The following is an 8320-nucleotide window of genomic DNA, read 5'->3' on the forward strand; positions in this document are numbered from 1 at the left end:
CTGCGACTTCACGCAGATTGTGCGAAGGAACTTCAGTCGCCATCCCCACCGCGATACCCGATGCGCCATTCAGCAACAGGAATGGCAGGCGCGCGGGTAAAAGCTTCGGCTCCTGAAACGAGCCGTCGTAGTTCGGCATGAAATCGACCGTGCCCTGATCGATCTCGCCCAGCAGCAGCTTCGCGATCGGTGTCAGACGCGCTTCCGTGTAACGCATCGCCGCCGCGCCGTCGCCGTCGCGTGAGCCGAAGTTGCCCTGGCCGTCGATCAGCGGATAACGCATCGAGAAGTCTTGCGCGAGACGCACGAGCGCGTCGTATGCGGACTGGTCGCCGTGCGGGTGATACTTGCCGAGCACGTCGCCGACCACGCGCGCCGACTTGACCGGCTTCGCGTTGTCGCCGAGTCCCATCTCGTTCATCGCGAACAGGATGCGGCGCTGCACCGGCTTCTGGCCGTCGCACACGTCCGGCAGCGCGCGGCCCTTGACCACGCTGACCGCATACTCGAGATACGCGCGCTCCGCGTAGTTGCCGAGCGTCAGCACGTCGCTGTCGGGGGGCGGCTCGTTGAAAAGGTCGAGAGTGTTATCGTCGTCCATCTAGATTCCGTATCCGTGTTTGGCTGAAGATGATTCGCGCAGTCTGCGCGCGTCCGACACGCGCTCAGATATCCGCTTCCACTTCATTGCCCTTTTCCTCGAGCCAGTTGCGGCGCGACGCCGCTTCGCCCTTGCCCATCAGCATCGTCATGCGCGCGACCGTCGCGTCGTAGTCGAGTTCGCCGAGCGCGACCGGTTGCAGGCGGCGCGTATCGGGATTCATCGTGGTGTCCCACAACTGCTCCGCGCTCATTTCGCCAAGACCCTTGAAGCGGCTGATCGACCACTGGCTATCGCGCACGCCGTCCTTGCGCAGCTTGTCGAGAATCGCTTCGAGTTCGCCTTCGTCGAGCGCGTACAGCTTCTGCGCGGGCTTCTTGCCGCGTGCGGGCGCGTCGACGCGAAACAGCGGCGGGCGCGCGACGCACACATGGCCACGTTCGATCAGTTGCGGGAAATGTTTGAAGAACAGCGTGAGCAGCAGCACCTGAATGTGCGAGCCATCGACGTCCGCGTCCGACAGGATGCAGATCTTGCCGTAGCGCAGATTCGACAGATCGACCTTGTCGTCCGGGCTGTGCGGATCGACGCCGATCGCGACCGAAATGTCGTGCACTTCGTTGTTCGCAAACAGGCGGTCTCGCTCGGTTTCCCACGTGTTCAGCACCTTGCCGCGCAGCGGCAGGATCGCCTGGTATTCCTTGTCGCGGCCCATCTTCGCGGAGCCGCCAGCAGAATCGCCCTCGACGAGGAACAGTTCGTTGCGGCCGATTTCCGTCGATTCGCAATCGGTCAGCTTGCCAGGCAACACCGCCACGCCTGAGCTCTTGCGCTTTTCGACCTTCTGCCCGGCGCGGGTACGCGCCTGTGCCTGCTTGATCACCAGATCGGCGAGCTTCTTGCCGTGCTCCACGTGCTGGTTGAGCCACAATTCGAGCGCGGGCCGCGCGAACGACGACACCAGCTTGACCGCGTCGCGGCTATTCAAGCGCTCCTTGATCTGCCCTTGGAATTGCGGATCGAGCACTTTCGCCGACAGCACGAACGACACGCGCGCGAACACGTCTTCGGCGAGCAGCTTGACGCCTTTCGGCTGCAGATTGTGCAGCTCGACGAAGCTCTTCACCGCCTGATACAGACCGTCGCGCAAACCCGACTCATGCGTGCCGCCCGCGGGCGTCGGAATCAGGTTCACGTACGACTCGCGCGTGAGCGGCCCCTCCTCGCTCCACGCGACGACCCATGCGGCGCCCTCGCCCTCGGCGAAGGTGTCCTCGCTCGCGCGCGAGTTTTCCGCATAGCGCTCGCCTTCGAACAGCGGGATCAGCAGGTCGCTGCCGTTCATGCCTTCGAGCAGATAGCCGCGCAGACCGTCTTCGTATTTCCAGCTTTGCTGCTCGCCAGTCTTCTCGTTGATGAGCGTGACTTCGACGCCCGGCAACAGCACCGCCTTCGAACGCAGCAGACGCTGCAACTCGCCAAGCGGCAGATTCGGTGAATCGAAGTATTTCGGATCGGCCCACGCAGTCACGCGCGTGCCGGACTTTTTGTCGCCCTTCGCAGCCGCGCGCACCTGCAGCGGTTTCGCGACGTCGCCGTGAGCGAAGCTCAGTTCGGCGACCTTGCCGTCGCGCCACACGGTGACGTCCAGCCGCGTGGACAGCGCGTTGGTGACCGACACGCCGACGCCGTGCAGGCCGCCGGAGAATGTGTACGCGCCACCGGCGGCCTTGTCGAACTTGCCGCCCGCGTGCAGGCGCGTAAACACGATTTCGACGACCGGCACGCCCTCCTCGGGATGCAGGCCGAACGGGATGCCGCGGCCGTCGTCGTCGACCGAGACCGAATGGTCCGCATGCAGCGTGACCGTGATTTGCCGGCCGTAGCCGCCGAGGGCTTCGTCCGACGCGTTGTCGATGACTTCCTGAATGATGTGCAGCGGATTCTCGGTGCGGGTGTACATGCCGGGCCGTTGCTTGACCGGCTCGAGACCCTTCAACACCTTGATCGACGCTTCGCTATACGCGGCGTTTGGCTTTTTCGTAGACATGATTGACTCGGTGCGTCGGTTCATCGTTGTCCACAGGTCCTGTGGACAGGTCCGTGGACAATGCGTTGAATTTTCAAAAAAAGCGAAACGAAACAACGGGGTTAGGTGGAGTGCCCGCAGTACGGGCAGGCTGTTTTATCGTGCTGCTTCCCGCTGGCGCGCTCGATGACCGACGTGGCGAGCATCCGCCGGGCAAGCCTTGTTCGCGGGGTATTGTACTGATTTCGATCCCGGCGGCAATTGACGGTGCGTGGAATTGGCCGTCTGGACAAGGCGCGGCGGCCGGCGCGAGCGCGCTGTTGCGCGGGTGTCGTGTTGCGCTGTTGCCCCCGCTTGTTTGCCGGTTACTTGCCGCGCTTTTCCAACTCTTCCCAACGCTCCAGCGCGACCAGCAGCGCTTCGTCGATCTCCGCATAACGTTCGGTCAGGCGCGCGCCCTCGCGCGCATCCTTCGCGAACACCGAACCGTCCGCGAGCTGCGCGCCGATCGCTTTCTGCTCGGCTTCGAGTTCGGCAACCTTTTGTGGCAGCGCCTCGAGCTCGCGCTGTTCCTTGAACGACAGCTTCACCGCGCGCTGCGCGTTGCGGCCCATGGCGCTGTCCTTCTGGCCCGTTTCTTTCGGCGCTTCCTTGCTCGACTCTTTCTGCGCTTCGAGCGCGAGTTGTTCCGAGCGGTCGCGCTGGGTCTGCCAGTCCGTGAAGCCGCCCACGTATTCGCGCCACTTGCCGCCCCCCTCCGACGCAATCACCGACGTCACCACGTTATCGAGAAACGCCCGGTCGTGGCTGACGAGCAGCACCGTGCCGTCGTAGTCGATCAGCAGCTCTTCGAGCAGTTCGAGCGTCGGAATGTCGAGGTCGTTGGTCGGCTCGTCGAGCACCAGCACGTTGGCCGGCCGCGCGAACAGACGCGCGAGCAGCAGCCGGTTGCGCTCGCCGCCCGACAGCGACTTGACCGGCGAACGCGCACGCTCGGGCGCGAACAGGAAGTCGCCGAGATAGCTCATCACATGCTTTTTCTGGCCGTTGATTTCGACCCACTCGCTGCCAGGGCTGATCGTGTCGGCGAGGCTCCTGTCCAGATCGAGCTGCGCGCGCATCTGATCGAAATAGGCGACTTGCAGATTCGTGCCGACCCGCACGCGGCCATCGTCCGGCGCGAGTTCGCCGAGGATCAGCTTAAGCAGCGTGGTCTTGCCCGCGCCGTTCGGACCGATGAAACCGATCTTGTCGCCGCGCATCACCGTGGCCGTGAAGCGGTCGACCACCGTGCGCGCGCCATAGCGCTTGGTCACATCCGTCAGTTCCGCGACAATCTTGCCGGACTTCTCGCCCTGGCCGACATCGAGCTTCACATTGCCCTGCACGTTGCGGCGCTCGGCGCGTTCGTCGCGCATCTGCACGAGCCGCGCGATGCGGCCGACGCTGCGCGTGCGGCGCGCCTCGACGCCCTTGCGAATCCACACTTCTTCCTGAGCAAGCAGCTTGTCGAACTTCTCGTGTTCGATCCGCTCGACTTCCAGTTGCTGCGCCTTGCGCGTCTGGTACGCGGAGAAATTGCCCGGATACGACAGCAGCCGCCCGCGATCGAGTTCGACGATGCGCGTGGCGACGCGGTCGAGAAACGCGCGATCGTGCGTGACGAACAGCAGCCCCGCGCGCAGCGACACCAACAGATCTTCGAGCCACCGGATGCCGTCGAAATCGAGATGGTTGGTCGGTTCGTCGAGCAACAGCACGTCCGGCCGCACGACCAGCGCGCGCGCGAGCGCCGCGCGCTTTTGCATCCCGCCCGACAGCGAGCCGACGCGCGCCTCGCCGTTCAGGCCGATCTGCTGCAGCGTGGTGGCGACGCGGGTACTCCAGTTCCACGCGTCGGCCGCATCCAGCGACGATTGCAGCGTGTTCATGCGCGCGAGCAACGCGTCGTGCGCGGCGCCTTCGGGCGTGTCGGCGAGTTGATGCGCGACCGCGTCGTATTCATCGAGCAGCGCGCGGGCGTGGGTCAAGCCAGCGGCGACCGCGTCGAACACGGTGTCCTCGGCGTCGAACTCGGGCTCCTGCGGCACGTAGACGGTGGTCAGGTTTTGCTGACGGGTGACGACGCCGTCGTCCGGACGGGTGAGATCGGCGACGATCTTCAGCAGCGACGACTTGCCCGCGCCGTTGCGACCGATCAGCCCGACGCGCTCGCCCTCTTCGAGCGAGAAATCCGCGTGGTCGAGCAACGCGACGTGACCGAACGCCAGCTGGGCTCCGGTAATGGTGTAGAGCGACATGGGAATGGGAGAAGACAGAGACAGCGATGAGCCGGAACTGCTCATTGTACCGGGCGCGCGGGCGGGCGCCCGGGTGCTTGCGTACCTGGGGAGGCGGCGTGGAGAGTCGCGCGTGTCGGCGACGCGACGCCGTGGCCAGCGGATAGTGGACTGCGTATCGGCTACCTGCGAGCCGCGTTAGCGGTGGCCTGCAAAAAGCGCCTGCCGGATGCGTTGTGGCGGTGCGGGATCGGCGCGGCCGAGGTCGATTTGACAAATTCCAGTAACATTCCGGCTCGCCGCGCCGCCTCAAAAAAGGGCGGACCACGCCGGCCACTGGATTGAAGAGAGAGCAAGTCGTGAGTGAAGTCGTCGATGTGACCGAATACAAGAGCTGGGTCTGCCTGATTTGCGGCTGGATCTACAACGAGGAAGACGGCCTGCCCGAAGAAGGCATCGCACCGGGAACGCGCTTCGCCGCGATCCCCGAGGATTGGCGCTGCCCGCTGTGCGATGTGGGCAAAGCGGAGTTTGCAGTGGTGGAGTTTTGATGCGGCTATTGTTGTTGGGATGACTTGTTGCGGGGGGGGGCGCGGTTTGGCGTGCGTTTGGCGCGGGCTTGGCGTGCGTCGCCAGGTGACCAAGGTTCGTGCGGGCGGCCCGGCAGGCGATGTCTGGCCCGGGCCGTTTGCTTAGGAGGGCGGGAATCCCGCCCTCCTGCTCCCGGGGCGGGTTTGATATACTCTGCGCTCGCTGGCGAATCTGGACTCGACGAGTCCTCCCGCATTTGTCCGGTTTGGTCCTCTCCCTGTAGTTCAATGGATAGAACAAGTGCCTCCTAAGCGCTAGATACAGGTTCGATTCCTGTCAGGGGGACCAGAATACCGGCGTAAAACGCCAACCAGCTTGAGGCACCGTTGAGTTTGGCGTAAATTTGGCGTAACGAACTTCTTTCAGCTCCCTTCCTTTTCACACAGTTACGGGATTTCCTAACTGTGGAGCGCAGACCCAGAACCCCGCCTCGCCTCGCACGGGCGCTCGCAATGCGTCACGAAGCCGATTTGTTTAAGCATCTGGCGAATCCGCGCTATTCAACGCCGATCTAACCATGTCGCTACAGTTTCGTTCAACGACCGCGGCGTCGTTCCACGTTCATCCGGCCCGTCTTATCTCTTCATTACGCAGCGCACGCAGGCATTGTGCATGCTCACATATAACTCGCATAGTCGCTCCTTTAGGCATGTGATGGGCTGTCGCGCTATATGTGGATCCGCTCCACTTCATCCAGGCTGATGTCGTCACGGCGCCGGTCATAGAGCTGCGTGGTCCGGGTCGACGCGTGGCTCGCCATCGTGGCGGCATTCTCGAGCGTGCCGCCATTCTTCAGGTACGCGGTGATGCCGGTCGCGCGGAACGTGTGGTTGCCTATCTGCGTGCCGATGCCCGCCGCGAGTGCGCGGCGCCGCACCATCGCGTACGCGTTCGCCTGCGGTAGCGGCGTGTCGCTGAGCTGCCCGGTGCCACGCCCGATCGTGCGGAACAGTGGCCCCTTCGTATCACTCCCGATACTAGTGCCGTCCAGATACGCGTGCAGGTACGCCTCAAGCGTGTGGTGACACGGCATCTCGTGACGCTTGCCGCCCTTTTCGCGCAGGCGCACCCACAGCCGCCGGTGCTGCACGTAGACGTCCTCGACGCGCATCGCGAGCGCGGCGCCGATACGCGCGAACGAAAACACCATGAGCGCAATCAGCGCCCGATCCCGCAGGCCGATCGGTGTGCTCACGTCAATGCGGTCGAGCAGCTGCCGCGCCTCGCACGCATCGAGCACCGGCGTTTTCCCTTTCTTTGCGGTGTGACTGGGCCCGCGTACCGACGCGGCCGTGTTGTGCGGGACGATCTGGCCGGTCACGAGCCAGTCGAACAGGTGGCGGATCGCCGCGAGCCGCTGCTTGACGGTCGGCGCCGACAGCGTCTGCGTCTGCCGCTCGATCCAGGCCGCGACGTGCAGCGGCTGCACCTCAGTAATGGACATCACGCCGGCGCCGGCGCCGGCGCACCACGCGAGAAAATCCCCCGCTGCGCGCATACGCGCGGCGCGTGTGCGGATTGCGGATCGCCGACGCGAAGAACTCGAGAAAGCGCACCCCAGCACGCTCGCCAGCGACAACCACCAGCACGGGCAGAGTGTTTGCGCGGAAGACGATGGAGTCAGTCATTGGCTATTACATCTGCTCGATGGGTGGCACGATGGGAATGGCGAACTTCACGCGGCTCGCGGTGCTTTGCTCGGCGCTTTTCGAAAGCTCCCCACCCAGTTCGACGCTGAAGACTTTAATACCGGCCTTGCCGCCTCCGTTGCTCTTGTCGGTGACGGTAACAGTCGATCTGGCGTTGCATCCACGTATGACAATTATCACGGGCGCAAACGGAGCCGGAAAGACGACAATATTAAGATTGTTGGCGCAGCACTTCGGCTGGCATCTTGCATTGTTATCTACACCGAAGAAAAAACCTGGAGCAACAGCGTTCAGCTATGCGACAGGACTTTTCCGTAAGCTCGTCGGAAATTCGCCCCCGCAAAACCCAAGTTCTTTCGAAATCGGAACTATCACATATAGCAACGGCTCATCTGCATCGTTAATTGTCCCGGCAAATGGAGGTGCCTCGTATACGATCGAAATACGCGGACAGCATCCAGTGCAAGGACTGAGCATTAATTCTCACCGCCCAGTGCAAAATTATCAGCCAATTGCTTCGATTCCTACTAATACTATAGACGCCGAACAAGCCTACCAAACTTACTATAGCGAAGTAATGCAACGATTCAATAATGGGTACACTCAGTTTCAATTTGCAGTCCCGAATCCACAACATGTTCTGGAAAAGCCGGCGCATCGTCGTGCAGGTCATGCCCGAGCACGACGGAGACCATTAGCCATGCCATTCACGCTTTCCATGTCGTCGAGTCTTCGACGGGCTGACTGATTGCGATGTGAACCGCGGCGCGGTCACCCAAATTCCTCTGCGTGTGGTCACCTGGAACTACCCCGCCTTGCCGTGATCTGGGCAAACGTCGCCGCCGATCGCACCACCCGTAGCAGGAGGTCTCTTCGGGCACGAACGAAACGAAAAACCAGCCACGGAGGCGGGCTACTCGGAAAGCCATGGTCGAGCAGTCATGGGGCTAAAGTCCCATACAACAACTTTGCTGAGACGTATAGGCTGGAAGCTCGCCGGTTCCACCGGTAGAGGCCAATGAAACAGCACAACACCCGGAGTTCGCCATGAAAAAGATGATTGCCGCATTAAGCGCTTTGCTCGCACTGGCATCCTCATCCAACGTCTGGGCGCAAGCCAATCCCGGCGCGAGCCCGTCGGCCACAGAACATCCGGACGAGATCGTGAGAA

Annotated in this window: 4 protein-coding genes, 1 tRNA gene and 2 pseudogenes; 3 read left to right on the forward strand and 4 right to left on the reverse strand. The window is 62.7% G+C overall.

What is annotated here, in order from left to right; genetic code table 11:
• The 3 genes from VGH68_RS25130 to VGH68_RS25140 form a co-directional block, all read right to left on the reverse strand.
• Positions 1-601: DNA gyrase subunit A (locus tag VGH68_RS25130; protein ID WP_331606418.1), on the reverse strand; the 601-nt coding region annotated here is incomplete at its 3' end.
• Positions 602-665: 64 nt separating this feature from the next.
• Positions 666-2651 (reverse strand): DNA topoisomerase IV subunit B, encoded by a 1986-nt coding sequence (locus tag VGH68_RS25135; RefSeq protein ID WP_331606419.1) that lies wholly within the window; start codon positions 2649-2651, stop codon positions 666-668.
• Between the two features lie 344 nt (positions 2652-2995).
• Positions 2996-4930 (reverse strand): ATP-binding cassette domain-containing protein, encoded by a 1935-nt coding sequence (locus tag VGH68_RS25140; RefSeq protein ID WP_331606421.1) that lies wholly within the window; start codon positions 4928-4930, stop codon positions 2996-2998.
• 338 nt (positions 4931-5268) lie between these two features.
• On the opposite strand from VGH68_RS25140, the gene VGH68_RS25145 reads away from it, so the two are divergent.
• Together VGH68_RS25145 and VGH68_RS25150 are read left to right on the forward strand one after the other, a co-directional pair.
• Positions 5269-5460: a rubredoxin gene (locus VGH68_RS25145; protein ID WP_331606422.1), complete on the forward strand. Its 192-nt coding sequence runs from the start codon at positions 5269-5271 to the stop codon at positions 5458-5460.
• 253 nt (positions 5461-5713) lie between these two features.
• A tRNA-Arg gene (locus VGH68_RS25150) sits at positions 5714-5788 on the forward strand.
• A 379-nt stretch (positions 5789-6167) separates the two neighbouring features.
• Here the strand turns inward: VGH68_RS25150 and VGH68_RS25155 are convergent.
• Positions 6168-7128: pseudogene (locus VGH68_RS25155) on the reverse strand (tyrosine-type recombinase/integrase).
• Between the two features lie 187 nt (positions 7129-7315).
• Between VGH68_RS25155 and VGH68_RS30155 the strand changes: the two are divergent.
• Positions 7316-7420, forward strand: a pseudogene (locus VGH68_RS30155) (AAA family ATPase); the annotation flags it as partial.
• Positions 7421-8320: the final 900 nt, after the last annotated feature.

Source organism: Paraburkholderia sp. (assembly GCF_036488505.1).
Taxonomy (GTDB): Bacteria; Pseudomonadota; Gammaproteobacteria; order Burkholderiales; family Burkholderiaceae; genus Paraburkholderia.

Coding starts and splice junctions, on each gene's coding strand:
- VGH68_RS25135 (WP_331606419.1), bottom strand. CDS start 2,651: ATGTCTACGAAAAAGCCAAACGCCGCGTATAGCGAAGCGTCGATCAAG.
- VGH68_RS25140 (WP_331606421.1), bottom strand. CDS start 4,930: ATGTCGCTCTACACCATTACCGGAGCCCAGCTGGCGTTCGGTCACGTC.